A 25,610-nucleotide genomic window follows, 5' to 3' on the forward strand; every position below is an offset into this window, starting at 1 on the left:
CTGGCGATGGACTCCAATGCGCCGCGTTCATCCAGCTCACCCGCGTTATCGTTAACGACCATCGCCAGCAAGCTGGCTCCTACAAAGGCACCGTCTGAATCGTGAAAAAACCAACGCATTAAAAAGCCCGCACTGGGCGGGCTTCGTGGGTGAGTACAAGTAGGTGGCCGGTGCTGGTCTCCGGCTTACAAGGTTTATCAGGCCTCCCACAAAAGAGTCGTGAAACCGTAATGGAACTCTTCTGCTTCACACGGCATAAGGGCTGGATCCCAGCGCGGGGATCTTTCTAACCGTGTACCCTTCGGAACGCGCCCCACGTCTCCTTGCTATCCTTTTGCGCATCAGTCTGCGTCTTCACCTACAAGGTTGAGGATAGCAAAACAGGGACGATTGCCAACCGGGCTTTTAGACCGATTTCGACCAGCAGAAAACATGGCAGGACGGAAAAATACTATCGATAAGGAGATGGCATTTCATGGATGAGTTTCACCGGGGCAGCTGCCTTTGCGGTGCGGTCAAATATCGCGTGTCGAGCGAGTTGAAAGCCGTCACCCATTGCCATTGCAGCCAGTGCCGAAAGAGCCATGGAGCTGCGTTTGCGACCTACGCGAGCGCGCCCGCCTCGGCGCTGTCGATCATGACCGGCACAGATTCGCTGATGGCGTATCAATCGTCCAAAGGTGTCACGCGGCAGTTCTGTTCCCGCTGCGGATCTTCGCTGTTCTGGACTGACTCGACAGGCGCGTTTTCCGAGTGGGTTTCGATTGCCCTCGGTTCGCTGGATACGCCGCTACGGACACGCAAGCAAAAACATGTTTGCGTCGGCTCGAAAGCGGATTGGTACGAGATCAGCGATCAGTATCCACAAGCGGACTGAGTGGCTGGAGTGAGCTTGCTCCCACAGTGATTTCGGTTGCTTGCAGATTTTGCATACACCCACTGCCCCTGTGGGAGCGGGCTTGCTCGCGAAGGCGGTGTGTCAGGTAGCATCAATGTCGTTTGACACGCCGCCTTCGCGAGCAAGCCCGCTCCCACAGGGTAAGTGGGTGTAAACAGATCCGTGCTTCACGAAGGCCGACGCACCACCCTCACCTTGCCGCTTTCGCCGCCACCGCAGAACAACCGCTCGCCGCCATCGGACTCCAGTCCCGACACGCCGACGCCTTCGGGCATCCTGAGGCTCTCGAGCACTTCGCCGGTTTGCGAGTCGATGCGCCGCAACTCACTCTCGTCGCCCTCCCAGGTGCCATGCCACAGCGAACCTTGCACCCAGGTCACGCCGGTGACGAAACGGTTGGATTCGAGGGTGCGCAGGATCTTGCCGGTCTCGGGGTCGATCTGGTGGATCTTGCGTTCGCGGTACTGGCCCACCCACAACGTCCCTTCAGCCCAGGTCAGCCCCGAATCAGCGCCGGCGCCGGGGGCCGGAATCGTCGAGAGGATGCGGCCGGTGCGGGGGTCGATCTTGTGGATGCGGTCGTCGGCGATCTGGAACAGATGCTCGCCATCGAATGCGGTGCCGGCATGGGCAGCGACATCGATCGAGTCCAGCAGCTTGCCGCTTTCCGGGTCCAGGGCGTTGATTTTGCTGTTGCTGGCGAACCAGACCTTTTCGCCGTCCCAGGTGACGCCGCACACATGATCGACCTCGGCAAACGGGCCATATTCACGAATGACTTCAGCAGTTGCGTGTTTCATCTGGCAATCCTCAATGGGGTTGGTGGCGTTCATCCTAGCCACCGGGCAGCGGCGCCGGGAGTAACAAGGTCGTCGCGAATCCCGGCACCGGCGGCGTCATCCAGCGCCGCGCGCGGCCTCGGCCAAACCACTGCACCTTGCCCTGCTCCGCCAGCGTATCGAGCGCACGCTGCACCGTGCGCTGGCTGGTCCCCAGCGCCAGGGCCAGGGCGGAACTCGACCACGACTCGCCATCGGCGAGGCAGGCAAATACCGCGGCAAATTTTTCCTCGACCGGATGCGCCAGTGTCACCACCTCCGTGCACACGGACGTTTGCAGGGCAAAACCCCGGGGCGTCGCGATGACGCCGGCCAACGGCTTGAGCGCTTTACGCAGCCGGCCGATTTCCACGCGAAGCCGGGCACGATGGGACTCATCCGAGAGCTTCAGACGGAACGCCCGGGCGATCAGCGTTTCCCGTGCAACATCAGCGGGCCAGGCTTCGGCCAGAGTGCGGGCGAGCATGAACAGGATCGGCCGCGTCGCCAGCGACACCGACATGCCGCAGCCCCGCACAACGTACCGGCAGGCGTCCACCACCAGCGCCGTTGAACCGAGCAAGGCTTCGACTTCATCGAGCAGCAGCGCTCGCTCCTCACCCCGGGCAATCAGGCGTGCCGCGGGTGCGTCGAGCAGGCGCGCAACCTGTTCGACTTCAGCGATCAGCGCGGCAATCCCCGACTGACCGGCAGCCTGCCCGGCTCGCGTCAACGCGTCCCGTGCCGCGTTCGATTGCAGGCGGCGAATGGCGATTCCCGCCAGCACCAGTTCATGGGTCGCGCGCAAGGCCGGCGGCAAGGGGCCGGGGTCGAGACTGGCCAGCAACTGTTGCGCCTCATCGAGCTGTCCGATCAGCAGCAGACGGCGGATTTGCAGATACCGCGCATGAGCGGCATTGACCCGGTCACCGTGCTGTTCAAGGGTGACCCGCGCCGTTTCGAGCGCCTTGACCGGCCAGCCGAGATCCCGCGACGCCAGGGCGATTTCGGCCTCGGCCACTACGCATCGGGCACGGGCCAGCACCTCCCTGGGCGAAAAAGCCCGTTGCGCACGCTTGACCAGCGCCCGGGCGCGCACCAGATCGCCCAGTTGCGCCATGGCGATACCGCGCAGGGCCAGCGCCGGCGCATCGTCGCGCAAGGCCACGCGGTCCAGTGCCCCCAATGGATTGCCCGCCGCCAGCGCCTGGGCGGCGGCCGTGATCATCGAGTCCATCGAAATCCCGCCACGCTTGTCACTCCCACCGTTCGATACCCGGGTTTAGTCTAATTCACGACCTTTCACCAGGAGCGTACAGCGATGAACACGCACAAAACGCGCGAGGACTGGACGGGTTGTGGAGCATGTACCAATGGCTCGACCGCGCGTCCAGAGGTGCAATGAAACGGGGCCCCGGAATGATCACGCCGGAGGAATCGTCGCCAACATACCGATCAGAATGGTCAACAGCAGAAAACCGCCGAGAAAAATCGTCATCTTGGCCATGCGGCCTCCCACACTATGAATTGGCGGTAAAGCGGGCGCCGAGTGCTGCCGTACCGGAGATTTATTGTGGGCTGGTGGCTGTATCCGTTACAGAGGCAGATTGCACCGAAAAATACGGATCAGATGCGTTTTGAGGCTGTGCTTCAGGGCGTTTTGCACAGAGAAGTTTGCGGGCGATGTCCACAAAGGGCGTGACGATCAATCCCTTCATCGTCAGGTAACGCTCGTGATCCTGTTCCCCGGTGCCGAAGGCGATGACCTCGGGCGTGGACCGGGTGACGTACAGCGTGCCGAACATCCAGTCCCACAGCGACAGGTTGATGCCGAAGTTCTTGTTGAAGTGTCGTGGCGCGTCGCTGTGATGAATCTGGTGTTGCGCCGGGCTGCTCAGCACCCGTTCGAGCACCGGCCCGAAGGACAACCAGACGTGGCTGTGACGCAGGTTGGCCGCCAGGCAATTGAAGATGAACACCATGTAGGTCACGCCAAACAATGTGTAGCGGCTGATCTCTCCCCCGCAGGCGTACCAGAAGACACCGGCAAAGGCGCCGATACAGATGATGTCCGTGAGCTTTTCGACCACTTCTTCCAGGAAGTGCACGCGACTGGCCGTCGCCGGCACCAGCACGGGCGCCGAATGATGGACTTTGTGGAAGGCCCACAGATACCGCGAATGAAACGCGCGATGGCCCCAGTAATGGCTGAAATCCTTGACCAGAAAAACGCCCAGCCCATAGAGCAGGGTCAGCGCCAGGTGCTCCTCCACTTGCGCGCGCGCGCCCCACAGCCGGGTGAAGAAGGCGATGTAGTCCGCCGAGCGCAGCACGTACGGATCGACCAGACCGACGATGGGGAGTACCAGGGCAACCTTGAGGATGGCGAGTACGAAGTAATAGCGGTAGTCGAGCAACGCCGAGCGGTGCAGGTAAACCCGGCTGCCACCAATGAACTGAACGAAGGTGCGCGCGTCGGTCAAACCCCGGGATTTACGGTACCGGAACAGGCAATAAGCGACGCCGTAAGACATGCAGAGAAAGGATAGACCGAGTCTGCCGTTGAAGTCGAAAATGCCCAGGAACTGCCGGGTGACCGGCTCGATGACCCACTGGGATAAATAAAGATGGATTGCGGCAAGAACATCCATACCGGACTGCCCGACGTAAATGGAAGGGCGATTGTAAATGAGAATGAGTCTTTAGTGTGCTGAATTATGTCCCGTTATCAGCCGCCCAGCGCAATGATCGCAAGGATCAACACACCTCCCGTAGCGGCCATGATCACCCCTCCCTGCCACTGCGTGGCGCCAGCGTATCTGGCGAGCATCCAGCCTGCGATGAACAGCACCACGAGCCCGATCAGGTTGGACAAACGGATGGCGAGCGCCGTCTGGTCGAGCAGTATGAACGGCACCACCAGCGGAAAGGTCGAGCCCACCACCAGCAGGAAAACACCGAACGCGCCCCTGAAGTCGTTCCAACCGAGGCCGGCCCTGATCGGCAAGGGCGGCTGTTCGAGCAGCCGACGGCGCAACAGCTCCAGGCCCTCGCTGCCGGCCGCCGTCGCGAATTGCAACGGCAGTACTTGCGCAATGAGCGCCTGACCGGCCGTGGCGTCCGCGCCATTGCGCAGGGCCAGGTACAGCTTGATCCTGCGCGTGCGCTCGACCAGTGCGCGCAACAGGTACATGACCGCATCGGCCAGTCCCCAGGCGAGATTGCAACCGAGCGCGGCCAGCATCATCGTGCGCTCGGCGGCCTGGTCTGCCGTGGCCACGCTGATGGTGCCGGTGAACGTCATGGCCATCAGCAGGCCGAAGATCACCTCGGTAATGCGCTCGACAGGGTCAAGTACAGGCGCCCTCTCGAATTGATCATTGCCTGGCATGAATACTCCTCCCCCTGGGCTGCCTGCACGATACCGGTCGACGCTTCGGCCAGGCACCGGTTGCCCAGGCTGGATATCCGCATCCCCGTCAAGTGTAGATTGAACGGCTACACTCATGCGCACACGTTACCTGCTTCAAGAGGAGTGGTTCATGCTTGATTACTTCGCGCTGGGCCTGCTGATTTTTGTCGGGCTCGTCTTGTTCTACGGGATCATCCTGCTCCACGACATCCCCTATGAAATTGCCGTCCACCGCAACCACCCTCACCAGGATGCAATCCACGCCACCGGCTGGGTCAGCCTGTTCACCCTGCACGCGCTCTGGCCGTTCCTGTGGATCTGGGCGATGGCCTATCGGGAGGACCGGGGCTGGGGTTTCAGTGACGGACACTCACCCAAGAGCCATGTGGTTCACCTCGAACAACAGGTCGCCGAACTGCAAGACCGGATCGAGCGCCTCGAGGCAGCAACGGGTACGGCACAGAGCAGACGGCCAACGGACAATCTCGGCGAGGGCATTTGAGCCATGGATCTCTTACTCATACTGACGTATGCGGCACTCTGCGTTGCCATCTTCAAGATCTTCCGCATCCCCCTGAACAAATGGACGGTGCCCACGGCGGTGCTGGGTGGGATCTTGATTATCGGCGCGCTGATTTTCACCATGAACTACAACCACCCCTACTCCGAGGTGGCGCGTTCCTATTTCGTATCGGTTCCGGTGATTCCCGTGGTCAGTGGCCAGGTGATCGATGTGCCGGTCAAGACCAACCAGCCCCTGGAAAAAGGCGATGTGCTGTTTCGCATCGACCCCGCGCCTTTCGAGTACCGGGTCAAATCCCTCAAGGCACAGCTGATTGCCGCCCAGGCCGATCGTGCCCGGATCACCGAGTTGATCAAGCGTAATTTCAGTACCCAACGTGAACTGGATATGGTGATCGCTCGCAGTGACGACCTGAAGGCACAACTGGACAACGCGCAGTACGAACTCGACAACACCACGGTGCGCGCACCGAGCAAAGGCTTCGTCACCCATGTTTCGCTGCGTCCGGGCATGATGGCGACCAAATTGCCGCTGCGCCCTTCGATGGTGTTCATTCCCGCCGAAGGGCATTACCTCTCGGCGTGGATGCGGCAGAACAGCCTGTTGCGCCTGACCGAGGGCGATGAGGCCGAAGTCGCATTTGACGGCATTCCCGGGAGGGTGTTCGAAGGCAAGGTCAAAACCGTGGTGTCGGTCATCGCCGAAGGCCAGATCCAACCGTCGGGCACGCTGATCGGTTTCACCGGTTCGCCACCGGCCGGCCGGGTACCGGTGATCATTGAAATCACCGATCCCGACTATGCCCAGTACGCCGACCTGATGCCCGGCGGTGCCTACGGCCAGGCGGCGTTGTACAGCCAGCATTTCCATCACATCGCGATGATGCGCAAGATCCTCCTGCGCATGGCTGCCTGGATGAACTACATCTTTCCGTTCCACTAACCCGCTAGCGTCGGCAACTGGCTCCCTTGAATGGGGTCAGTTGCCGGTTCAGCGAACCGGCCTGGTCGCGCAGTTGCAACGACTGATCGAGCAGGCTGCGGATCGCGGTGCTTGAGGGGATACGACGCTAGAGAATCCAGTTGAGCAGCAGGTGCGAGGCAATCCAGGGCGACGCCTGAGTCACCGCCCATGCCAGCAGTGCGCACACGAACAGGTAGCCCGCAAAGAACTTGAACATCGCGCGGTTTCCCATGCAGCCCTCCCGGCTTTACAGCCATACCGGGCGTTCAATGCGAATGCGTAACCATTACGATGCGCGTCTCACCCGTAAAGGATTCGATCGCCCGAATGGTGTGCAGTTCCATAGGCCGGGTAATTCACAGGCTTGCTCACCCGTTTGCATTCGACCTGACCCGTCATCGGCGCCGGCAGGTCAGAGCGCTCAAAGGGTCAACTCCATCGCCAGTACGCCGGACAACGCCAGCATCATCAGCAACGCGATAAACATCAGACTCAACTGAGCGAACTGCTTATAAATGTGTGTCGATCTTTTCGTGGTTAGAGCAATGGATTTAGTCGTGGAAGCCATCACCAATTCTCCCTTTGCCGCCGTACATGTAATAGCTCTCGCGAACAATTGGCTGGGCTGGTCGTCGGTGGCGAATTGAGTGATGTCTGCACGTTGGGTGGAGGCGCGTTGTCAGCCCGTGACATGTTCCGGGAAGGAGCATCGTGCAGGGCGGGCTTGACCTTAGCGGTAAGGCGATGGCATTGCATGCTGGTGTCGCTGGCTTCATTTTTCACCCCTCGCGTCATACCGAATCAGGCGAGCCCCGCCGTCTCCATGATGTCCGGGACGAAAACTGTTGCGGGTACCAAGGGGTTAAGCAACGAATGAGCCATCACCACAGGGCGAAGAAAAAATCCAGGTTAATTAGCAAGCTGTTTGCCGGTGTGCCAGGCGAGACGCAAATTTGGTGATAAAGGCCCCAGCCAGGTGGGTGTAATAACCCATGTATGGGGATGATGTAGGAGCGAGCTTGCTCGCGATAAACCCGAGAGCGCCGCGGGGTACCCGGCAGCCCGCGTTATCGTTGACGACCATCGCGAGCAGGCTCGCTCCTACAGGGTTTTGTGGCCGATACCCCCTGCGGGGCACCTGCCAACCGGCGTTCACTTCAGGTACCACCCCCAGGGTTCGCCGTTGTAGCGGGTGATCTGCTTGGTTTCCAGGTAGCTGTTGTAGCCCCACTCACCCAGTTCGCGACCGATGCCGCTCTGCTTGTAGCCGCCCCACGGCGCTTCGACGAAGGTCGGCTGCGAGCAGTTGACCCAGACAATGCCGGCGCGAAATCCGCGAGCGACCCGTTCGCAGCGCGGGATATCCCGGGACATGACCGCTGCCGCCAGGCCGAACGGCGAGTCATTGGCCAATCGGATCGCTTCGGCTTCCGTGTCGAAGGCGCGCAGGCACACCACTGGGCCGAAGATTTCCTCACGCCATACCGAGCTGTCTTCGGGGACATCGGCGAAAATCGCCGGCGTCAGGTAGTAACCCTTTTCCAGATTGCCCGGCCGCCCACCGCCCGACACCAGCCGCGCACCCTCTTGCTGACCGGCTGCAATGGCCGCCAGCACCTTGTCCAGTTGCCCCTGACTGACCAGTGGCCCGAGTTTCACCCCCTCCTCGAAACCCTGGCCGATCTGAATCTGCTCGGTCGCGGCAATCAGGCGTTCGAGCAACGCCGGGTATAACCCGCGCTCCACCAGCACCCGCGAAGTGGCTGAACAGACCTGGCCCTGATTCCAGAAGATCCCGAACAGAATCCACTCCACGGCGGCTTCAATGTCGCTGTCGGCGAAGATCACGAAAGGTGATTTGCCGCCCAGCTCCAGGCTGATGTTTTTGATGTCGTTGGCAGCCGCCTGCATGATCTTGCGCCCGGTCGGTACGCTGCCGGTGAAGGCGACTTTGTCGACATACGGGTGTTTGGCCAGCGGCGCGCCCGCCTCGCGTCCCAGGCCCGTGATCACGTTCAGTACCCCGGCCGGTAGGCCCGCCCTGTCGGCGATAGCCGCCAGTTCGAGGGCGGTCAACGGGGTCAGCTCCGATGGCTTGAGCACGACGGTGCAACCTGCCGCCAGCGCCGGGGCCACTTTCCACGAAGCCATCAGCATCGGGAAATTCCACGGGATGATCGCCGCGACCACACCGACCGGTTCCTTGATCACCGATGACGTGAAGCGCGCATCCGACACATCGATCGACTGTTCACCCTGTTGATCCGACTGCTCGGCCAACCCGGCATAGAAATCGAAACAACCGGCGGTGTCGGCGATGTCCCATAACGCTTCCGGCAATGGCTTGCCGTTGTCGCGCACTTCGATGGCGGCCAGTTCATCCTGACGGTGGCGGATGCCCTCGGCGATACGGCGCAGGACCTCGGCCCGCTGCGTGCCGGACCAGCGTGGCCAGTCCCCCTCATCAAACGCCGAACGCGCGGCCGCCACCGCCCGGTCGACGTCCTCGAACGTGGCAGAAGCGACCCGCGCCAGCACCGATTCGTCACTCGGATCGAGCGTATCGAAAACACCGCGTTGAACCGGGGCAACCCACTCACCGCCGATGTACAACCGTTGATAGTCACCCATGGCACACTCCTTGATCCTGCGCTGCCGACGCTGCTGGTACAGCTGTTCGACGACCTGCAATTGCTCGCGGTCATTGACCCCGAGCACGTCGGTTTCCTCCACTTCCACGGCAGTCACCATCAGCCCCGCCTCGTTGGCCACCGCCACCGCATCGGTGAGGTAGTACTCGCCCTGGGCGTTGCGGTTGCCGATACGCTCCAGCAACCACAGGCAGGTATCTGCCCGCAGGCCCATGACGCCGCCATTGCAGAAGTTGATGTCCAGCTCCTGCGGGCTGGCATCCCTGGCTTCGCGGATCGCCCGCAAACGCCCCTGCTCCACCAGCAGCCGCCCATAGGGTCCCGGCCGCTGGGTGTGGAACCCCGCCACCGCCACCGCTGCGCCGTCCATCAACGCCCTGCGCAAGCGATTCAGGGTCTGCGGGGTGATCAGGGGGGAGTCGCCAAACAGCACCAACACATAGCCCTGCTGCTGGACCTGCAAGGCCGGTCGGGCGGCGAGTACCGCGTGGGCCGTGCCCCGTTGTTCGTGCTGGGTAAACACCTGTGCCGTCGGTGCGACCTGCCGCAGATATTCAGCCACCTGCTCGCCGCCCGCGCCCACCACCACCGCCCGTTGCTCGATACCGGCCGCCTCCACCGCCGCCAGCACATGGCCGAGCAGCGGCCGGTTGCCCACCGGGTGCAAGACCTTGGGCAGCGGCGACTGCATCCGCTTGCCCTGCCCGGCCGCGAGAATCACCGCCAGCGTCGACCCGCCCATGTTGTCGCTCATCACGATCCTCCTGTGTGCATCCGGGCTTCAGGCCGGATCGCGATAGAACACATCGTCGGCGTAGGGATACCACCAGTCCTGAATCTTCGGCTGGTGATCGATGATGACCATTTTCGAGCGGCGGAACGCTTCCAGCCCCTGACGCCCGAGCTCGCGCCCAAGGCCGGACATCTTCCAGCCACCGAACGGCAGCGCATCGTTGTCGATCAGCGGGTTGTTGACCCAGACCATCCCCGCCTCCAGGCGCTCGGCGGCCTCCATGGCTTCGGCCAGGTCCGTGGAAAACAGCGAGGCCCCGAGGCCGAACGGCGAGTCGTTGGCCAGCCGCACCGCCTCATCGAAATCGCTGACCCGGCAGATCGCCGCCACGGGGCCAAAGCACTCTTCCTGAAGAATCGCCATGTCAGCGGTCACGCCGGTGAGGATGGTCGGCTCATAGAACCAGCCGACCGTCTGCCGGGGTGGAATCCGCCCGCCACACACCACTTTCGCGCCCTTGGCCACGGCGTCATCGACCAGGCGCATGACTTTGTTGCGGGCCGCTTCGCTGACCATCGGCCCGATCTCCGAGCGCTCCAGGCCATGGCCGATGCGCAGGGCGCGGGTGCGCTCGGCGAACTTCGCGACAAACTCGTCATGCACCTCGTCCACGACATAGAGGCGCTCGGCCGAGGTGCAGATCTGCCCGCTGAGATGGAACGCAGCCGTCACTGCCCCCGCCGCTGCGACATCCAGCGGCGCATGCCTGGAGATGATCAATGGATCGCTGCCACCGGCCTCGATGACGCAAGGCTTCATCCGCTCGGCACAGGCCACGGCCACCGCCTTGCCCGCCGCGACACTGCCGGTGAACGCCACCGCGTGGGTCTGCGCCGACTGCACCAGCAGTTGCGCAGTCACCGCATCGCCCGGCACACAGGACACCAGTCCCGGCAACAATGCGCTGAAATGTTCCATGAACTTGAGGGTGCACAGGGTCGTGGCTTCCGCCGGCTTGATGAGGCAGGCATTGCCCGCCGCCAGCGACGCGGCGACCGTCCAGCACATCAGCAGGATCGGAAAGTTGAACGGCATGATGTGCACGCTGACGCCATAGGGCTCGTAGCGCACATGCTGGAAGGAACCGATCTGCGTGGTGCCGGCGACCTTGCCGGCATCGTCCCGGGCCATTTCCGCGTAGTAGCGAAAGATCGGCGCGCAGTTGGCCAGTTCGCCCATGGCCTCGGGAAACGGCTTGCCCATCTCCAGGGTCATCAGGCGTGCGACTTCACGGTTGCACGCCAGGTTCTGTTCGATGGCATTGGCCAGTTGATGCAGGCGCGCGGCGCGGCTTTTCGCGTCGACCAGGCGCCATTGCTTTTGCGCGGCGGTGGCGGCATCGATGGCGGCTTGCACATCGGCTTCGCCACACACGCCGACTTGCCCGACCGGTTGCAGGGTCGCCGGATCGAGCACCTGGCGCACGCGGCCATCGCTCAGCGGCAGGAACTCGGGGTTGATGAAACGCAAGGCAGAATCGCTGTTAAAGGTGGCCATGGGATGATCCTTGAACCAATCGATAAGGGGTTTGACGCAATGTCGCCAGGGTCGTGGCGGGCAGTTCTTCTCGCCAGCCCGGCACGTGCCGGTCGAGCCACTGGCGCAGAGGCGCAAAGGCCTCGGCGTCCAGCGCACGGACAAACAGACCCAGGGTGCGCGGCAGGTGCGCCAGGTAACCGTGCTTGCCGTCGCGGCCGGCCAGGCGCACGAAAATCCCCAGCACCTTGGCGTGACGCTGGGCGGCCAGGCGCCGGTAGTCTTCGAGAAAACGCCGCGCGTCCAGCTCCCGGCGCTGCGACAGGTAATGGCTGATCAGTGCCTCACGCAACGCCTCGGGCACATCGCGCCGGGCGTCTTCGAGCAGCGACATCAGGTCATAGGCCGCCGCTCCGGCCAGGGCGTCCTGGAAATCCAGCAAGCCACAGGCGGCAACACCTTCGCGGCCTTGCAGCAGCATCAGGTTGTCAACGTGAAAGTCACGCAGCACCAGGGCTTCGCGGCGCTGGGCTACGTCACCACAAGCCGCGGCGAACAGCGCCAGGTACTCATCGCGCAGCCCCTGTGCCGCCTCTTTGCCGACGAGTAAAGGCACGTACCAGTCGATAAACAGCGCGCACTCGTCCGCCAGTCGCTGCGCGTCGTAAGGCGCCAGTTCCGCCGCGGGCGCTGCGCGATGCAAGGCCACCAGCGTATCGACCGCCAGGTGATACAACGCCGACTCCGAATGCCCGGCCAGCAACAGCCGGGTGTAGGTGTCGTGACCGAAATCCTCGATCAGCGCCAGCCCCGCCTCTTCATCTACTTCCAGCAAGGCCGGCGCGGACAGACCCAGCCCTTGCAACTGCCGGGCGATGCGCACAAACGGGCCGATGGGTTCGCTATGGGGCGGCGAATCCATCAGCAACAGGCCGGCGCCGTCCAGGCGGAAATAGCGCCGGGTCGAAGCATCCGCCGGCAAGGCCACCAGCGAGGCCCCGGCGAAACCGGCGCGTGCCAGAAAGGCGGCGCGCTGGTCTTCACGGGTTGGCAATGACGCCAGTGCATCTGTCATGGCAGTCACCGGATCATGTAGACCTTTTTGATGGTCTCGTGGACGGTGCACACACCCTTCCAGTCCTTGCCGAAGAAGGCGGCGGTGTCGGGCTTGATCTCGATCACTTCGCCGGACTCGTGGACATACGTGCAGCGGCCTTCGAGGAAGTGGCAGAACTCGTCGCTGGTGACATGGCAAAACCATTTGCCCGGGGTGCAGATCCAGATGCCGCATTCGGACTGACCTTCGGGGCCTTTGTGCAGCACCACGCCGGAAACGCGGGATTCACCTTCGAGCATGGTCGGGATCACGCCCCAATCCTTGACGTCGGTGATGCTCAGCGGGTCGTACAGAAACGGGGTAGTCATGTGTTGCTCTCCAATAAATCAATTCAAATGAACGATCAAAAAGCCTGTGGCGAGGGAGCTTGCTCCCGCTGGACTGCGCAGCAGGCCCTGCTTTTCAGGGTAAGAGCTGGGGGGCAGCTTCGCTGCCCAACGGGAGCAAGCTCCCTCGCCACAGGTTCAGTGTCAGGTCCAGTGTCAGTGTCAGGTTCAAATCCGGTGTCAGGCTCAAGCCAGCATGTACACGTTGCGCAGGGTTTCCCGGACGTCGCATTCACCGGTCCAGCCGGCCGGGAACAGCACCAGGGTGTTCGGGCGCACTTCGATCACCTCGCCATTGTCGTTACGGTAAGTGGCGTGCCCGGCAATGAAATGGCACAGCTCGTCCCGGGGAATCGACAACCGCCAGCGCCCGGGGGTGCACACCCACAGTCCGGTTTCCGGGCTGTTGTTCGGGCCTTTGAACAGCAAGCGCCCGCTGGAATGCGAGACGCCTTCGATGGCATCGCTCTGCACGCCCCAGTCCACCAGGTCGGTGCGGCTGCTGACGGTTTCGAGGTACGGCGTGATACCCGCCGTGGTGGATGAATCAGGCATCGTTGAGCACCTTGTCGAGAATCGCGGCCGCGTCTTGCGGTCCTTTGCGAGATTGCATCTGCGCGCTGGTGCGCTGCAGGCGTTGGCGCATCGCCCCGTCGTTGAGGCAGGCGTGGAGTTTTTCTGCGAGCTGTTCTTCGCTCCATTCGTAGCGGTCGAGCTTGAAACCGTGACCGCTTTCTTCAGCGCGCATGGCGTTGTCGTGGCCGTCCCAGACGTAGGACATGACGATCGCCGGTTTGCCGAAGAACAGGCACTCGGTGAAGCTGTTGTTGCCGCCGTGGTGGATCACCGCGTCGACCTGGGCGATCACCGACGGCTGCGGGAACCAGTTGGAAATCTGCACGTTGTCCGGCAGGTCGGTGTATTCGTCCAGGTGCTCGCCGACGTTGAACAACGCCCGGTAAGGCAGCTTGCCCACCGCCTCGATCAGGCGCTTGAGCAACTCGACGTCGCCGGAACCGAGGCTGCCGAAGCTGGCGTACAGCAGCGGCTTGTCGTTGTGGGCGCGGAACGGTGGAATCTCGTACGGCGTGTCGTGGCGCACACAGCCTTGCAGGTAATGGAAACGCTCGGCCGGCAGCGGATGGCGGCGGTCGAACTTGACCGCATCCGGGTACAGCAGCAGGTTCATGAAGGGCGAGGCTTCAAAGAAGGTCCCCAGCGGATAAGGCGCTTCACCGTGGGCCTGGAGGAACTGGTTGAAGTCCTCGTGGATCGGCCCGACCACCTCCTCGAAGCGCTGGCGGAATTGCGCGTGGCCGGCCTTGTCGTCGATGCTCATGCCCGACAGGTGCGGCGGGATATCCGGGTCTTCGATCTCGTTTTCCGAGCAGGAAATGATCCGCACCCACGGCTTGCCATATTGCTTGATCGCCGGGAACAGGATCACGTTGTCGACGCAGATCAGGTCGGGCTTGACCTTGTCCAGTACCGCCGGCAGGTCCTTTTGCGCCCACTTGGCGGTTTCGACGATGGCTGCCCAGCATTCCTTGACGTAATTGTCGATCTGCTCCAGCGGCGACTTGCGGAAATTCGGGATGTGGCCGTTGATGAAGTCGACCCAGTAGCGGGCCATCTCTTCGGCCGGCATCGGTGCCGACATGTTGACCATGTGCTCCTCGAAACCATACCCGGCGTAGACACCGCTCATGCCCGGGTCGGTGAGGAACACCGCTTTATGGCCCAGGGCTTCACAGGCCTGGGCGATACCCACTGAGTTCAGCGCCGGGCCGTAGGCGGCTTCGGGGAAGAATGCGATCACTTTCTGTTTCATCGAGTGCTGCTCCTGCCTGGTCTTTTTATTGTTCAGCGTGTCAATACGCGGGCATGCCGGGCTTGCCAGCCCAGCCGGATGGTCGTGTCGATTGCAAAATGGGCGAATTCAAACTGTGAAGACGGCACGCGCACGATCAGCGGTTTGTCGCTGAGGGCTGTCTGCACATGCAGGTTGGTGTCGAGGCCGTGGTAGGCGACTTCGACGATTTTTCCGCTGACCTGATTCGGGCAATCGCTGCCCTGCTCTGTCAGCACTTGCAGGCGCTCGGGGCGTACCACCACGGCGACGGACTGGCCGGACACCAGCGGTGCGTCGGTTTCCACGCTCAACTCCTGGCCATTCACGCGCACCGAGTGCTGGCCCGAGCGCACGCCTTCGAGCAGGTTGCTGACGCCGATGAAGTTGGCGACAAAACGGCTGTTGGGATTCTCGTACAGCTCCGACGGACTGCCGCACTGGCACACCTTGCCGCCGTCGAGCACCGCCATGCGGTCGGACATCACCAGCGCTTCTTCCTGATCGTGGGTGACGATGATGAAGGTGATGCCGCTCTCGTGTTGCAGGCGCTTGAGTTCCAGCTGCATCTTTTCCCGCAGCTTTTTGTCGAGGGCGCCCAAGGGCTCGTCGAGCAGCAGCACCCGTGGACGCTTGACGAGCGCCCGGGCCAATGCCACCCGCTGACGCTGGCCGCCGGACAGCTGATCGGGCTTGCGCTCGGCCAGCTCACCGAGCTGCGCGGTGCTCAGCACCTCATCGACCCGCCGACGGATTTCGCTTTCGGGCAGACGCTCCATTTCCAGGCCGTAGGCGATGTTCTTGCGCACGGTCATGTTGGGAAACAGCGCATAGGACTGGAACATCAGGTTCAGCGGACGCTTGTTGGCCGGCAGCGGCGAGATGTCATTGCCGTCCAGGTAGATGCAACCACCGCTGGGGGTTTCGAAACCGGCGAGCATGCGCAGCAGCGTGGTCTTGCCGCAGCCGGACGGCCCGAGCAACGCGAAGAACTCGTTCTCGCGGATGCTCAGCGACACCTCGTTGACCGCCAGGCCATTGCCATAAGACTTGCTGACCTTGTCCAGGATCAGTACCGCAGATGAATTATTCATGGGTGCGAGGAGCCTTGTTGAGACGCTGCGAAGCCAGCAGCGCGGTGATGCTGACCAGCATCACCAGCGTCGCCAGAGCGTTGATTTCCGGGGTGACGCCGAAGCGGATCATGGCGTAGATCTGCATGGGCAACGTGGTCGAAGCCTGGCCGGAGCCGGAGTTGAAAAAGGCGATGATGAATTCGTCCACCGACAGGGTGAACGACAGCAATCCACCGGCCAGCACGCCGGGGAAGATCACCGGCAACAGCACCCGGCGCAAGGTGGTGAACCAGCTGGCACCGAGGTCGATCGAGGCTTCGAGGATCGAATAGTCGAAGTGCTTGAGCCGCGTGCGCACCACCGCGCAGACGAAGGCGATGTTGAACACGGCGTGGCTGATGATGATCGAGTGCAGGCCCAGGCCAACCTTGAGCAGGTTGAAGAAGCTCAGCAGCGCAATCGCCAGCACGATGTCGGGAATGATCATCGGCGCCATCAGCAAGGTATCGACCACCTGGCCCTTGTCATTGCCCTTGCGGCGCAACTCGATGCCCAACGCGAGGAACGTGCCGAGCACGCAGGCAATGAAGGTCGCCGACAAGGCGACGATCAGGGTGTTGAGCGCCGCCGACAGGATCGCCGTGTTGTGCGCCAGTGCCGCGTACCACTTCAACGACACGCCGCCCCAGGCGGTGGGCAACCCGGACTTGTTGAACGACAGCAGGATCAACACCAGGATCGGTATATAAAGGAAGGCGTACACTAGGCCCAGGTGCGAACCCAGCACGGTGGCGCTGACAGAACGTGGCTGACTCATGAGCGCGCCCCTTCTGCACGACGGGCCACCAGGGCCTGGATGAACAACAGGATCAGCATGATCGCGATCAGGAAGAAGCTCAGTGCGGCGCCGAACGGCCAGTCCCGCGCCGTGAGGAACTGCGAATAGATCAGGTTGCCGACCATCTGCACCTGCTTGCCACCGAGCAGGTCGGCGGTGATGAAGTTGCCGATGCTCAAGACGAAGACAAACACCGCACCGGCGGCGATACCCGGCACGCTCAGCGGCAGGATGATCCGGCGAAAGGTCATCCAGCCCGAGGCGCCGAGGTCTTTCGAGGCGTCCCACAGTTCGTTGTTGATCCGCGACAGCGACGAGAAAATCGCCAGGATCACAAAGGGGATGTAGTTGTAGACCAGCCCCAACACCACGGACGACTCGGTGTACAGCAGGCTGATGGGTTCGCCGCTGTAGCCGAACACTTGCAGCAGGCGGTTGATCAGGCCTTCACGGTTGAGCAGGACGATCCAGGCGTAGGTGCGGATCAGGTAATTGCTCCAGAACGGCAGCATCACCAGGAACAGGTACACCGCCTGGCGCCGCCGTGGCGCCCGGGCAATCGCATAGGCTGCCGGGTAGCCGATCAACACCGCGAACACCGTGGCCAGCCCGGCGATTTTCGCCGACTTGAGCAGGATGCCCAGGTACAGCGGATCGAACGCGCGCTGATAGTTTTCCCAGGTGAACAACCAGTCGATGCCACCGTAGGCACCGCGTTCGACGAAGCTGTAGACCAGCACCAGCAGGCACGGAATCACCAGGAACATCAGCAGCCAGCCAAAGCCGGGCGCAAGAAGCCAGGCCGACAGACGCCTGTCAGCATGCAAAGCACTCATTAACCCTATCCTCCCGCCTCAGGACAGAGGCGGCTTGCGAGCGTGGCGAGGCATGCCGGGCATGCCTCGGATCGACGTGGCGTTAGTTCTGCGCCGCCATGATTTCGGTGACGGCGCGGGTGTAGGCCTTTTGCGTGGTGCCGCCCAGGTCGCGCAATTGCTCCATTTTCAGCAGCTCGGCGGGAGCGATCGTCAGGTTGGGGTATTGCTTGAGCAGGTCCGCGGACAACCCGGCCATGGCCGCCTGGTTGGGGACTTTGTAGAGGATGTTTTCAGCGACCCAGGCGTGGTTTTCCCTGGCCAGCATGAAGTTGATGAACTTGAAGGCCTGGTCCTGGTGCTTCGAACTCTTGAGCACCACCATGGTGTCCACCCACAGGTCGGAACCTTCCTTGGGCACCACGAACTTGATCGCCGCGTTGGCCTGGGTGCCGTAGTTGCACCAGCCGTCCCAGGCATGGGCCATCAGCGACTCGCCGGAAGCGAGCTTGGAATAGAAGGTGGTGTCGTCGAAGGACAGAATGCGTTTTTTGGTGGCGATCAACTGGTCGCGAACCGCGGCGATTTGTGCCGGGTCACTGTCGTTGACCGACCAGCCCCTGGCGAGGAAACCGGCGCCGAGCATCCAGCGGTCGGTGGCCAGCATCGTCACCTTGCCTTTGAGGGCATCGCTCGGATTGAGCAGCTCGTTCCAACTCTGCGGCGCCGGCGTCACCTTGTCGGAGCGATAGCAGATGCCCGTGGTGCCCCAGGTGTAAGGCACGGAGAACTGGTTGCCCTGGTCATATTCCAGGTGAGTGGCTTCAGGGTAGAGGTTTTTCAGGTTGGGGACTTTGACCGGATCGATGTCCGCCAGCAGCCCCTGCTTGTGCAGGACTTCGGCGAAGGGCGAGGAGACGAACACCACGTCATAGCCTTCACCACCGGACGCCATCAGCTTGCCCATGATTTCTTCGTTGGTGGCGTGCAGCGCCTTGTCGACGTCCACACCGCTGGCAGCCTTGAACTTTTCCAGCGCATCCGGGGCCATGTAGCCGTCCCAGATGGAAATCACCATGTCTTTCGCACTTGCAGCCTGTGAGGCGATCGCCAGGGAAACGGCCAATCCCGCGCACAGAAGATCATTCAGCTTGCTCATAAATACTCACCCGACGATTGTTTATTGTTGTGTTCGAAGGCAGTACGGCAAAACGAGAAACGATTGCTTGTGTTTTTTTTTAGAAATTAGGACCAGTATCAAAAGATGTCAACGCTTTTTTACGGCCTGACGACTGGCCAGCGCATGACATAAGATGGGCAACTGAGTCCCACAGCGGATCACAACGAGAAAAGACGCTTGAGCACGACAGCCGAAAAAAAACCGCGCACCAATCACCTGGAACTGGCCCGGCGCATCCTCGAGCACACCCAGGAAAGCGGCCTGGTGGCCGGCGACCCGGTGGCCGAACAGGCCCTGGCCCGCACATTCCAGGTGTCGCGCACGCTGATTCGCGGCGCGCTGAAAGTGCTATTGGAAGAAAACCTGCTGAGCCACGAAGCCGGCAAGGGCTACCGATTGCTGGCATCGCCCGCGGGCCAGGCCTTCAACGCCGCCCTGCCCCAGGCCGAGGAAGAAGAACTGGCCGCTTCGGTGCTGCGTGACCGCATGGCCGGGCGCCTGGGCGACAGCATCAGCATCAGCGAACTGATGCGCCGCTACGACATCGGCCGGCCCGCAGCACAAAAGGCGCTGCAGCAACTGAGCGAAAGCCAGGCCATCGAGCGCGGCCCGGGCCAGTCCTGGCTGTTTCGTCCGTCGCTGAACAGCCTGGCCGCCCTCGAAGAAAGCCTGAAATTCCGCCTGATCCTCGAGCCCGAGGCCTTGCTCAGCCCGAGCTTCAACGCCGACCCGCAACGCCTTGCGCTGTTGCGCAGCGCCATGCAAAGCCTGCTCGCCCGCCCCGTGGAAGACTTCGATCTGCAGCAGTTTCGCGAGCTGGACATCAGCTTCCACGAACTGCTGGCCCAGAGCTGTGGCAACCGCTTCATCAGCGACGCCCTGCTCCAGCATCAGGGCTTGCGCCGCTTGCCGAACCTGCTGCCATCGGTCAGCGTGCACCGCCTGCAAGAGGCCCTGCGCGAACACCTGCAAATCATCGCGCAGATCGAACGCGGGCAGATGGAGATCGCCGCCGACCTGCTGCGCCTGCACCTGCGCCTGAGCGCCGCGCAACGCCCGCAAACCGCTAACCGGGGCATTCCGCAAAGCCATCTGTTCGGGCGTCGTTAAGCACCACGCAAAAACATGATGATTTTTTTTTGAAAATAAGACAGCATCAAAAACACCTTCAGGAGCGGCGGGTCTGACCCGCCATGGACCGTCCTCGCCATGCAAAAACAAAAACTGATCGCCCTGTTTCCGGAAGCCAGTTTCGGCGCGGCCTTGAACTGCATTGGTATTGCCCAGTCGCTGCGTGAGCTGGGCGCCAGGCCGGTGTTCATCTGCCACGAGCATTTCCAGGGGCTGTTCGCCGAGTACGGCTTCGACGAATACCCGATTCCGCAAGTGAGCCCGTTGTCGGCGGCGGAACACCAGCACTATTGGGAACGCTTCATCGAGCGCAGCATTCCTTACTTCGACCAGCCCCCGCTGGCGCAGATCGACAGCTATGTGGCGCCCGCCTGGGAAGCCATCATCGACACCGCCATCGAAGCGGAAAAACCCTTGCAGCAGTTACTCGGCCGGCTCAAGCCCGACGTGATCGTGCTCGACAACGTGGTGATGTTCCCGGCCATCGCCAACGCCGGCTGCCCTTGGGTGCGGGTGGTGTCCTGCGCCGAGACCGAACTGCCGGATGCCGCTGTTCCGCCGTACCTGTCCGGATGCCTGGCCAGTGACACCGAGGCCTGCGAGCGTTACTCCGGGCAGTACCTGAAGGCTGTCGCACCGGCCCATGAACGCTTTTCGCAGTTTCTCCTCGGCAACAACACGGCACCCTGCCCTGCGGGACAGTTCCTCACCGATTCGCCTTGGCTGAACCTGCTGCTGTCGCCGACGCCAGTACGCTATGAACGCCGGCAGCCGCTCGACCCGCAGCGCTACGTCTACCTCGACGGCTGCGTACGCCGCGAAGCGCCTTACATCGTCCCCGACTTTCCCCTGCACAACGACGCACCGCTGATCTACCTCAGCTTCGGCAGCCTTGGCGCCGCCGACACCGGGATGATGAAGCGCCTGATCAGCACGATCGCAACCTTGCCGTACCGCTTCCTGGTCAACGTCGGTGCCTACCGCGACATGTACACCACCGTGCCGGACAACGTGTACCTCGACAGCTGGTTTGCCCAGCCGGCCGTGCTCAAGGAATGCGATGCGTTCATCCATCACGGCGGCAACAACAGCTTCTGCGAGGCGCTGTACTTCGGCTTGCCGTCGCTGATCATTCCGTATTGCTGGGACGGTCACGACAATGCCGCCCGCGCCGAGGAAGTCGGCGTCGGCCGCTACCTGCCGCGATTTGCCGATCCCCTGGCCGCCCTGCCCGGCGCCCTCGAACAACTGTTGGCCGACCAAGCGATGAAGCAACGCCTCAAATCACTCAGCGAGCGCATGCAGGCGACCCGCGGCACCGACATTGCCGCCCGCGCGATCCTCGCGCTTCCAGACCTCTAGCCATAACAACAAAAACCGTCGGGCAACCGAACGCTATCGTCGCTGCCCGACACACCGCCGGAGTTTCAGCATGAATGCCCCACCGCGTCTCGATGCGCTCGACCACGTCCTGCCCCATCCCTTCTGGCAGGACACCGTCACCCCACCGCCCGCCGCACCTTCTATCAGTGGAACCGTGCAATGCGACCTTGCAGTGGTCGGTGGCGGATTTACCGGTTTGTGGACGGCGCTACTGGCACGCCAGCGCAACCCCAAGCTGAGCATCGCGATCATCGAGGCGCGTCGTTGTGGCGGTGAGGCCAGCGGGCGCAATGGCGGTTTTTGTGCACCGAGCATTTCCCATGGCGTGTCCAACGCCCTCAAGCGTTGGCCGGATGAAGCGCAGCAACTGATCCGACTGGGCCGGCAGAACCTCGATGAACTGGCCGCCGATCTGGATCGCTTCGGCCTGCAGGTCGAGTTCGAACGCCAAGGCAAACTCAATGTCGCCAGCCAACCCTGGCAGGTCGACGGACTGCGCTCCATGCAGCGCAACTACGCCCGTTTCGGCATTGACTGCCAGTGGCTGGAAGGCCCTCAACTGGCACAGAAGCTCGACTCCCCGGCCTACGTGGCAGGTCTGTTCGAACCCAACTACGCCCTGCTCAATCCAGCGAAAATGGCTGCCGAATTGCGCCGCGTATGCCTTGAGCAAGGCATTCAACTGTTCGAAAACAGCCCGGCCCTGCAACTGAGCGCGGACAAAGACAACGTGCGCCTGCGTACAGAAGGCGGCGAAGTGACCGCTGGAAAAGTCGCCCTCGCCACCAACATCGCTCCACCGCTGCTCGGCCATCTGGCCTCGAGCGTGATCCCGGTCTACGACTACTCACTGGTCACGGAACCTCTGCGCGATGAACAACTGGCAGCCATCGGCTGGACCGAGCGTTACGGCATCGCCGATTCCGGCAATCAATTCCACTACCTGCGCAAGACCGCCGACAACCGCATTCTCTGGGCCGGCTTTGATGCCATCTACCATTTCGGCGGGCGCCGCGACGAAGCCCTGACCCAACGCCCGCAAAGCTTCCAGCGCCTGGCCGAACAGTTTCACCAGACTTTCCCGGCCCTGGGCAAAGTGCGTTTCAGCCATGCCTGGGGCGGCATCATCGACACCTCGGCACGCACCACGATGTTCACCGGTTGCGAACATCAGGGCCGGGTCGCCTATGCCTTGGGCTTCACCGGGCAAGGGGTATCGGCCAGTCGCTTCGCCGCGCTGAACATGCTCGACCTGCTGGCCGGGGAACGCACCGAACGAACGGAGTTGCTGATGACCTCCAAGGCACCGTTCCGCTTTCCGCCCGAGCCGTTGCGGTATGTCGGCGTGAAACTGGCCCAGCGCTCTCTGGCGCGGGAGGACCGCGACGGTCACCGCGACCTGCTGCTCAAGACCTTCGATGCCTTTGGCATCGGTTTCGATTCCTGATCCGGAGACCACCATGTCCACAGCCCTGCCCCGGCACGTCATCGACTTCGCCAGCGAGCTTGCCCCCCGTGAAACCGAAATCGACGACCCGGCCGTGGTCGACGCGCCTTATCGCAGCAAGAGTTGGCGGCACTTTGTGGCGCCCGGGAAAAACGCCGTGGCCGGCATCTGGGAGGCAGGACCGCACCGCGAGCGTTGCCAGTGCGATTACGATGAGCTGTGCCACATTCTCGAGGGCACGGTGCGCCTGACCGATGCCGAAGGCGTCGCGCGCACCTTCGGCCCCGGCGATTCCTTCGTGGTCGCCAGCGGATTCCAGGGCACCTGGGAAAACCTCACCCCGGTGCGCAAGGTCTACTTCATCCTAGGTTAACCGGCCGCGACCGGTACGTCCGGCTGCTGACGTACCTGGTTGCGCCCGTTGCGCTTGGCCTGGTACAGCGCATCGTCGGCGCGGGTCAGCAGGCTTTCCGGCGTGTCGCCGGGTTGTGCATGGGCCACGCCGAACGACGCGGTGATGGTGTCCAGCACGGTATCGGTGCCCCGGGCCTTGACCCGCAGCGACTGGATTTTCAGGCGCAGGCGCTCGGCAAACGCACCCGCCGCCGCCAGATCCGGGCAATCCTTGAGCACCACGCAGAACTCCTCGCCGCCGTAGCGCGCCGCGAATGCTTCGCCAGACAGCGATTCACGCAACACCCGGGCAACATGCTGGAGAACACGGTCCCCCAACGGATGGCCGTACTGATCGTTGAATTGCTTGAAGTGGTCGATATCCAGCATCACCAGTGCCAGGCCGGACGCTGCGTCATTCATCGCCTGTTCAAACTTGCGGTTGAAGGTGCTGCGGTTGAGCAGTTCGGTCAGGCCATCGAGGGTCGCGGCCAGTTGGGCACGTTCCAGCTTGTCGCGCAGGCTTTTGATTTCATGCTGCGCAGACTGCAACTGGGCGAGGAAATGTTCCTGCTGGCTCTGCATCAGCTGGGTGCTCTGTTGCAGCTGGATCAGGATGCTCGGCAAGCGTTCAGTGGCCGGTTCCTCGAGCATCTGCAAGTACTGGCCAAGGCTGGCCTGGAAGTTCTGGTTACCCTTCACGCTGCGCGAAACATCGCGCTCCATGTCGTCGACCAGGTTGATCGCGTCCTGCTGCCCGGAACGGGCGTCCGCCAGTTCGTCGCGGATGATGTATTCGCGAAACAGCTTGGCGGCCGACTCCGGCGGGAAAGAGTCGAAATCGTTGACCACCCGGTCCAGGTGCCGATTGAGCTCCGGCTCCTGGCCCTTGCTGTAGGTGTACCAGAGCGCGTAGTGCACCGGGTTGGGCGGAATGTTGTGACGAACCATCAGCGGCACTGCCTGCTTGAGCAACGCCGCTGCCTCACGGGAATCTTCTGGATACAGCGCTAGAACAGTCGCACGCGTGTCGGATTGGCTCATGGCTTCACTGTGGTTGTTATCATTGGCGATTGGCAGGCTCGCTGAGCATAACCATACGCCCGACAAACGGCTATCCCGAATTACAGCCGTATTTCAACCCGGCCGAGGTATCGCACTGGTTTTTGTGGGAGCGGGCTTGCTCGCGAAGGCGGCGGCACATCCAGCATCGATGTGACTGACATACCGCTTTCGCGAGCAAGCCCGCTCCCACAGGGTTCCGTGCTTGACCTGACTCACATCACCACTGCGCGAAGGCGGCAACGCTTGAGCCTGAGGTATTGCACCAGGCTTTTTGTGGGAGCGGGCTTGCTCGCGAAGACGGCGGCACATCCAGTATCGATGTGACGGATATACCGCTTTCGCGAGCAGGCTCGCTCCCACAGGGGTTATGTGGTTGCTGGGTTAGCGTGCAGCCCAGGCGTTAAAGCGCTGTTCCAGCTCTTCGCCATGGTCGACCCAGAACTCTGCGTCCACCGCCCGTGCGCCGGCCAGGTTGGCCTCGGCGGTTGGGAGTTGTTCCTGTACGTCCTTGGGCAGCAATGGCAAGGTCTGGCGATGCACCGGCCCGTAGGGGATGTTTTCCGAGAAGACTTTTTGCGTCTGCGGCTGGCTGGCGAACGCGATGAAGTTTTCCGCCAGCGCCTTGTTCGGCGTACCTTTGACCACTGCCCAGTATTCCGGGTCGTACAGGCTTTGCGGCCAGACGATGCTCAGCTTCATGCCTTCCTTCTGCGCCGAGGCAATCCGGCCGTTGTAGGCCGCGCTCATCACCACGTCGCCGGCCACCAGCCATTGCGCCGGTTGCGCGCCCGCCTCCCACCACTGGATGTTCGGCTTGATCTGGTCGAGCTTGGCAAAGGCCCGCGTCACGCCTTGCGGGGTTTTCAAGACCTTGTAAATGTCATCCGCCTTGACGCCATCAGCCAGCAAGGCGATTTCCAGGGTGTACTTGGCGCTCTTACGCAGGCCGCGCTTGCCCGGGAAATCGGCGACGTTCCAGAAGTCCGCCCAGGATTGCGGCGCCTTGGCCTGCTTGCTCTGGTCATAGGCCATGACCATCGACCAGACGTAAGTGGCCACCCCGCATTCGGTCAGCGCACCGGGCACGAAGTTCGCCGAATCACCGAAGCGCCCGGCGTCGAGCTTCTCGAACAAGCCCTCCTCGCAGCCGCGCAACAGCTCGGGGCTTTCGACTTCCACCACGTCCCAGCTGGTGTGACCGGCCGAGACCATGGCCTTGATCTTCGACAGCTCGCCGTTGTACTCACCGGCGATGATGTTGCCCGCGCCGCTGGCATTGAACGGCTGGAAATAGGCTTTCTCCTGAGCCTGTTTGGTAGCACCACCGAAGGAAATCACGGTGAGGTCCTGGGGGGCCGCCCACACACTGGCACTCAACAACGCCAGGGCAAACGGAACACTGCAACGCAAGGATCTGGACATGGATCGCTTCCTCGGGGCTGGTCGGCCCGCTGTT

25 protein-coding genes and 1 pseudogene are annotated in these 25,610 nt (G+C 62.3%); 7 read left to right on the forward strand and 19 right to left on the reverse strand.

All coding sequences use genetic code 11. The annotated features are described in order from the left end of the window. The first annotated feature begins 475 nt into the window (after positions 1-475). Positions 476-877: a GFA family protein gene (locus tag KSS91_RS17325; protein WP_217835546.1), complete on the forward strand. Its 402-nt coding sequence runs from the start codon at positions 476-478 to the stop codon at positions 875-877. A 188-nt stretch (positions 878-1,065) separates the two neighbouring features. Here KSS91_RS17325 and KSS91_RS17330 read toward each other — a convergent pair whose 3' ends face one another. From KSS91_RS17330 to KSS91_RS17345, 4 genes are all read right to left on the reverse strand, one after another. Then, a complete protein-coding gene (locus KSS91_RS17330; RefSeq protein ID WP_217835547.1) occupies positions 1,066-1,698 on the reverse strand; it encodes a Vgb family protein in 633 nt (210 codons plus the stop codon). A 34-nt stretch (positions 1,699-1,732) separates the two neighbouring features. After that, positions 1,733-2,953: a helix-turn-helix domain-containing protein gene (locus KSS91_RS17335; protein WP_217835548.1), complete on the reverse strand. Its 1,221-nt coding sequence runs from the start codon at positions 2,951-2,953 to the stop codon at positions 1,733-1,735. Between the two features lie 331 nt (positions 2,954-3,284). After that, entirely contained in the window at positions 3,285-4,367 is a 1,083-nt protein-coding gene (locus tag KSS91_RS17340; RefSeq protein WP_217835549.1) for a sterol desaturase family protein, read from the reverse strand. A 77-nt stretch (positions 4,368-4,444) separates the two neighbouring features. After that, positions 4,445-5,107 carry a VIT1/CCC1 transporter family protein gene (locus KSS91_RS17345; RefSeq protein ID WP_015095608.1) on the reverse strand — a complete coding sequence of 221 codons (663 nt, stop codon included), beginning with the start codon at positions 5,105-5,107 and terminating at the stop codon, positions 4,445-4,447. 151 nt (positions 5,108-5,258) lie between these two features. On the opposite strand from KSS91_RS17345, the gene KSS91_RS17350 reads away from it, so the two are divergent. Further along, a complete protein-coding gene (locus KSS91_RS17350; RefSeq protein WP_217835550.1) occupies positions 5,259-5,630 on the forward strand; it encodes a DUF3302 domain-containing protein in 372 nt (123 codons plus the stop codon). A 3-nt stretch (positions 5,631-5,633) separates the two neighbouring features. After that, on the forward strand, positions 5,634-6,593 hold the full coding sequence (locus KSS91_RS17355; RefSeq protein ID WP_015095610.1) for an efflux RND transporter periplasmic adaptor subunit: 960 nt from the start codon (positions 5,634-5,636) through the stop codon (positions 6,591-6,593). 127 nt (positions 6,594-6,720) lie between these two features. Here KSS91_RS17355 and KSS91_RS28500 read toward each other — a convergent pair whose 3' ends face one another. The 13 genes and pseudogenes from KSS91_RS28500 to KSS91_RS17410 all read right to left on the reverse strand — a co-directional run bounded on the left by KSS91_RS28500 (position 6,721) and on the right by KSS91_RS17410 (position 18,714). Further along, positions 6,721-6,846 (reverse strand): hypothetical protein, encoded by a 126-nt coding sequence (locus KSS91_RS28500; RefSeq protein ID WP_263986893.1) that lies wholly within the window; start codon positions 6,844-6,846, stop codon positions 6,721-6,723. A gap of 189 nt (positions 6,847-7,035) precedes the next feature. Continuing rightward, positions 7,036-7,182, reverse strand: coding sequence for a hypothetical protein (locus KSS91_RS17360; protein WP_217835551.1), 147 nt, complete (start codon positions 7,180-7,182; stop codon positions 7,036-7,038). Positions 7,183-7,766: 584 nt separating this feature from the next. Further along, complete coding sequence (locus tag KSS91_RS17365) at positions 7,767-9,245, reverse strand: aldehyde dehydrogenase family protein (RefSeq protein WP_225923770.1); 1,479 nt, start codon at positions 9,243-9,245, stop codon at positions 7,767-7,769. A gap of 294 nt (positions 9,246-9,539) precedes the next feature. Then, positions 9,540-10,019 (reverse strand): annotated as a pseudogene (locus KSS91_RS28285) (NTP transferase domain-containing protein); the annotation flags it as partial. Positions 10,020-10,046: 27 nt separating this feature from the next. Then, entirely contained in the window at positions 10,047-11,555 is a 1,509-nt protein-coding gene (locus KSS91_RS17370; protein WP_217835553.1) for an aldehyde dehydrogenase family protein, read from the reverse strand. Then, positions 11,542-12,609 carry an aminoglycoside phosphotransferase family protein gene (locus KSS91_RS17375; protein WP_217835554.1) on the reverse strand — a complete coding sequence of 356 codons (1,068 nt, stop codon included), beginning with the start codon at positions 12,607-12,609 and terminating at the stop codon, positions 11,542-11,544. The genes KSS91_RS17370 and KSS91_RS17375 overlap by 14 nt, the downstream gene beginning before the upstream one ends. Positions 12,610-12,614: 5 nt before the next feature. Continuing rightward, complete coding sequence (locus KSS91_RS17380) at positions 12,615-12,959, reverse strand: cupin domain-containing protein (protein WP_007976122.1); 345 nt, start codon at positions 12,957-12,959, stop codon at positions 12,615-12,617. Between the two features lie 204 nt (positions 12,960-13,163). After that, entirely contained in the window at positions 13,164-13,532 is a 369-nt protein-coding gene (locus tag KSS91_RS17385) for a cupin domain-containing protein (RefSeq protein ID WP_007976120.1), read from the reverse strand. Further along, the gene (locus KSS91_RS17390; protein ID WP_217835555.1) at positions 13,525-14,808 is read right to left on the reverse strand and encodes a nucleotide disphospho-sugar-binding domain-containing protein; all 1,284 of its coding nucleotides are present in this window, start codon (positions 14,806-14,808) and stop codon (positions 13,525-13,527) included. Before KSS91_RS17390 ends, KSS91_RS17385 begins: the two co-directional genes overlap by 8 nt. A 32-nt stretch (positions 14,809-14,840) precedes the next feature. Beyond that, a complete protein-coding gene (locus KSS91_RS17395) occupies positions 14,841-15,920 on the reverse strand; it encodes an ABC transporter ATP-binding protein (protein ID WP_007976116.1) in 1,080 nt (359 codons plus the stop codon). Then, the gene (locus tag KSS91_RS17400; RefSeq protein ID WP_217835556.1) at positions 15,913-16,719 is read right to left on the reverse strand and encodes an ABC transporter permease; all 807 of its coding nucleotides are present in this window, start codon (positions 16,717-16,719) and stop codon (positions 15,913-15,915) included. Before KSS91_RS17400 ends, KSS91_RS17395 begins: the two co-directional genes overlap by 8 nt. Further along, positions 16,716-17,576: an ABC transporter permease gene (locus tag KSS91_RS17405; protein WP_007987087.1), complete on the reverse strand. Its 861-nt coding sequence runs from the start codon at positions 17,574-17,576 to the stop codon at positions 16,716-16,718. Before KSS91_RS17405 ends, KSS91_RS17400 begins: the two co-directional genes overlap by 4 nt. Positions 17,577-17,658: 82 nt before the next feature. Beyond that, a complete protein-coding gene (locus KSS91_RS17410; RefSeq protein ID WP_217835557.1) occupies positions 17,659-18,714 on the reverse strand; it encodes a polyamine ABC transporter substrate-binding protein in 1,056 nt (351 codons plus the stop codon). Between the two features lie 198 nt (positions 18,715-18,912). Here KSS91_RS17410 and KSS91_RS17415 point away from each other — a divergent pair, with 198 nt between their 5' ends. The 4 genes from KSS91_RS17415 to KSS91_RS17430 all read left to right on the forward strand — a co-directional run bounded on the left by KSS91_RS17415 (position 18,913) and on the right by KSS91_RS17430 (position 23,069). Continuing rightward, the gene (locus KSS91_RS17415) at positions 18,913-19,845 is read left to right on the forward strand and encodes a GntR family transcriptional regulator (protein ID WP_015095624.1); all 933 of its coding nucleotides are present in this window, start codon (positions 18,913-18,915) and stop codon (positions 19,843-19,845) included. Between the two features lie 99 nt (positions 19,846-19,944). After that, entirely contained in the window at positions 19,945-21,228 is a 1,284-nt protein-coding gene (locus KSS91_RS17420; RefSeq protein ID WP_217835558.1) for a nucleotide disphospho-sugar-binding domain-containing protein, read from the forward strand. A gap of 70 nt (positions 21,229-21,298) precedes the next feature. Further along, positions 21,299-22,696: an NAD(P)/FAD-dependent oxidoreductase gene (locus KSS91_RS17425; RefSeq protein WP_217835559.1), complete on the forward strand. Its 1,398-nt coding sequence runs from the start codon at positions 21,299-21,301 to the stop codon at positions 22,694-22,696. 13 nt (positions 22,697-22,709) lie between these two features. Next, positions 22,710-23,069: a cupin domain-containing protein gene (locus KSS91_RS17430; RefSeq protein ID WP_015095627.1), complete on the forward strand. Its 360-nt coding sequence runs from the start codon at positions 22,710-22,712 to the stop codon at positions 23,067-23,069. On the opposite strand, the gene KSS91_RS17435 is transcribed toward KSS91_RS17430, so the two are convergent. Both KSS91_RS17435 and KSS91_RS17440 read right to left on the reverse strand, forming a co-directional pair. After that, the gene (locus KSS91_RS17435) at positions 23,066-24,133 is read right to left on the reverse strand and encodes a GGDEF domain-containing protein (protein WP_217835560.1); all 1,068 of its coding nucleotides are present in this window, start codon (positions 24,131-24,133) and stop codon (positions 23,066-23,068) included. The two genes, KSS91_RS17430 and KSS91_RS17435, sit on opposite strands and share 4 nt — an antisense overlap. Before the next feature lie 402 nt (positions 24,134-24,535). Continuing rightward, positions 24,536-25,576 carry an ABC transporter substrate-binding protein gene (locus KSS91_RS17440; RefSeq protein WP_217835561.1) on the reverse strand — a complete coding sequence of 347 codons (1,041 nt, stop codon included), beginning with the start codon at positions 25,574-25,576 and terminating at the stop codon, positions 24,536-24,538. Between the last annotated feature and the right edge of the window lie 34 nt (positions 25,577-25,610).

The organism is Pseudomonas azerbaijanorientalis (assembly GCF_019139795.1).
Lineage (GTDB): Bacteria > Pseudomonadota > Gammaproteobacteria > Pseudomonadales > Pseudomonadaceae > Aquipseudomonas > Aquipseudomonas laurylsulfatiphila.

Bases quoted from the DNA above. Each gene is read 5' to 3' on its own strand.
- KSS91_RS17430 (WP_015095627.1), top strand. From the start codon at position 22,710: ATGTCCACAGCCCTGCCCCGGCACGTCATCGACTTCGCCAGCGAGCTT.
- KSS91_RS17440 (WP_217835561.1), bottom strand. From the start codon at position 25,576: ATGTCCAGATCCTTGCGTTGCAGTGTTCCGTTTGCCCTGGCGTTGTTG.
- KSS91_RS17325 (WP_217835546.1), top strand. From the start codon at position 476: ATGGATGAGTTTCACCGGGGCAGCTGCCTTTGCGGTGCGGTCAAATAT.
- KSS91_RS17385 (WP_007976120.1), bottom strand. From the start codon at position 13,532: ATGCCTGATTCATCCACCACGGCGGGTATCACGCCGTACCTCGAAACC.
- KSS91_RS17435 (WP_217835560.1), bottom strand. From the start codon at position 24,133: ATGAGCCAATCCGACACGCGTGCGACTGTTCTAGCGCTGTATCCAGAA.
- KSS91_RS17345 (WP_015095608.1), bottom strand. From the start codon at position 5,107: ATGCCAGGCAATGATCAATTCGAGAGGGCGCCTGTACTTGACCCTGTC.
- KSS91_RS17380 (WP_007976122.1), bottom strand. From the start codon at position 12,959: ATGACTACCCCGTTTCTGTACGACCCGCTGAGCATCACCGACGTCAAG.
- KSS91_RS17365 (WP_225923770.1), bottom strand. From the start codon at position 9,245: ATGGGTGACTATCAACGGTTGTACATCGGCGGTGAGTGGGTTGCCCCG.
- KSS91_RS17395 (WP_007976116.1), bottom strand. From the start codon at position 15,920: ATGAATAATTCATCTGCGGTACTGATCCTGGACAAGGTCAGCAAGTCT.
- KSS91_RS17355 (WP_015095610.1), top strand. From the start codon at position 5,634: ATGGATCTCTTACTCATACTGACGTATGCGGCACTCTGCGTTGCCATC.
- KSS91_RS17330 (WP_217835547.1), bottom strand. From the start codon at position 1,698: ATGAAACACGCAACTGCTGAAGTCATTCGTGAATATGGCCCGTTTGCC.
- KSS91_RS17420 (WP_217835558.1), top strand. From the start codon at position 19,945: ATGCAAAAACAAAAACTGATCGCCCTGTTTCCGGAAGCCAGTTTCGGC.
- KSS91_RS17340 (WP_217835549.1), bottom strand. From the start codon at position 4,367: ATGGATGTTCTTGCCGCAATCCATCTTTATTTATCCCAGTGGGTCATC.
- KSS91_RS17370 (WP_217835553.1), bottom strand. From the start codon at position 11,555: ATGGCCACCTTTAACAGCGATTCTGCCTTGCGTTTCATCAACCCCGAG.
- KSS91_RS17375 (WP_217835554.1), bottom strand. From the start codon at position 12,609: ATGACAGATGCACTGGCGTCATTGCCAACCCGTGAAGACCAGCGCGCC.
- KSS91_RS17360 (WP_217835551.1), bottom strand. From the start codon at position 7,182: ATGGCTTCCACGACTAAATCCATTGCTCTAACCACGAAAAGATCGACA.
- KSS91_RS17405 (WP_007987087.1), bottom strand. From the start codon at position 17,576: ATGAGTGCTTTGCATGCTGACAGGCGTCTGTCGGCCTGGCTTCTTGCG.
- KSS91_RS17400 (WP_217835556.1), bottom strand. From the start codon at position 16,719: ATGAGTCAGCCACGTTCTGTCAGCGCCACCGTGCTGGGTTCGCACCTG.
- KSS91_RS17390 (WP_217835555.1), bottom strand. From the start codon at position 14,808: ATGAAACAGAAAGTGATCGCATTCTTCCCCGAAGCCGCCTACGGCCCG.
- KSS91_RS17335 (WP_217835548.1), bottom strand. From the start codon at position 2,953: ATGGACTCGATGATCACGGCCGCCGCCCAGGCGCTGGCGGCGGGCAAT.
- KSS91_RS17425 (WP_217835559.1), top strand. From the start codon at position 21,299: ATGAATGCCCCACCGCGTCTCGATGCGCTCGACCACGTCCTGCCCCAT.
- KSS91_RS17350 (WP_217835550.1), top strand. From the start codon at position 5,259: ATGCTTGATTACTTCGCGCTGGGCCTGCTGATTTTTGTCGGGCTCGTC.
- KSS91_RS28500 (WP_263986893.1), bottom strand. From the start codon at position 6,846: ATGGGAAACCGCGCGATGTTCAAGTTCTTTGCGGGCTACCTGTTCGTG.
- KSS91_RS17410 (WP_217835557.1), bottom strand. From the start codon at position 18,714: ATGAGCAAGCTGAATGATCTTCTGTGCGCGGGATTGGCCGTTTCCCTG.